The following is a 1,085-nucleotide window of genomic DNA, read 5'->3' as shown; positions in this document are numbered from 1 at the left end:
CCGTCGGGGGGCGGCGGGCCGGGCGTTCGCGCGGGCCGGCGGCGTCAGAAGTGGAGGGGTGGGCTCTCGTAGCTGTCCCCCTGGTAGATGCCCTGGTAGGAGAACTTCGCCAGGGTCCGGTAGTCGCCCCTCGCGGGGACGGTGCCGGTCTCCCACGTGCAGGTCAGCGTGGTGCAGGGCGGGGAGGTCCAGGTTCCGGCGTTGGTCTGGTCGGCGGCCCGCTTGAGCACCAGGATGATCTGCATCCGGTTGCTGGCGATCAGCTTGGGGTCGTCGCGGGACGCGACGGGGTCCAGGGTGGCGCGCACACGCACGGAGTGACCGTCGGAGCGGATGCACGCCGTCAGGTAGTGGCCCCGGCGGTCGGCCATCTGCCGGGGGCCGCACATCCAGCCCGTGGCCTGCGGAGAGTTCCCGCCCCCGCCGGCGGCGGGACCGCCCCCGGAGCCCGGCCCCTTGGACGGTCGTCCGGAGGACGAGGGAGAGGCTCCCGGCGAACCGCTCGGCGACGCCGAGCCCGACCCGGATGCGGAAGGCTTCGCCCCCGGCGTCTGCTTGCCCTTGCCGGCCTGCCGCGCCGCACCGCTCCCGGGCGCAGCCGCGAGGGTTCCGGGGGACTGCTCCCCCACCGTCCTGACCTGGTCCTTCGAGGAGTCGTCGCCACCGGTGAGCGCGAGCGTCGCGCCCGTGGCGACCGCGGCCGCCGCGACGGCCGCGCCGACGCCGATGAGCGCGCCGCGCCGGGACCCGCCCTTCCCCTTGCTCACCGCGAGCGTGCCGTCCAGCGACCCGCCGGGGCCCATGTGCCCGCCCGGATGCCCGCCGGGGTGCCCGGCCTGATGCGTCGCGGACGCGCCCTGCGGCGTGAAACCGCCCTGCGGCGTGAAGCCGCCCTGCGGGAGGGAAGCGCCGTTCGGCAGCGACCCGTTCGGAAGGGAGGCGCCGTTCGGGAGCGACGCGCCCTGGGGCAGCGACGGCTGGCTCGTCCCGAGACCGCCCAACGTCCCCGACGTCCCGGCGCGGGGACGCCCGACCACAGTTCCGCGACGCGCTACCTGCTGTGGCTGGGGCGCGTCCAGCGGCGC

At 76.4% G+C, this 1,085-nt stretch carries 1 pseudogene; it reads right to left on the bottom strand.

Annotated features, from left to right (window positions below):
* Positions 1 to 44: 44 nt before the first annotated feature.
* Positions 45 to 1,085, bottom strand: a pseudogene (locus tag AB0J52_RS41880) (hypothetical protein); the annotation flags it as partial.

The sequence above is a fragment of the Spirillospora sp. NPDC049652 genome (assembly GCF_040675125.1).
Taxonomy (GTDB): Bacteria; Actinomycetota; Actinomycetes; order Streptosporangiales; family Streptosporangiaceae; genus Spirillospora.
This window is presented reverse-complemented; position numbering and strand designations above follow the sequence as displayed.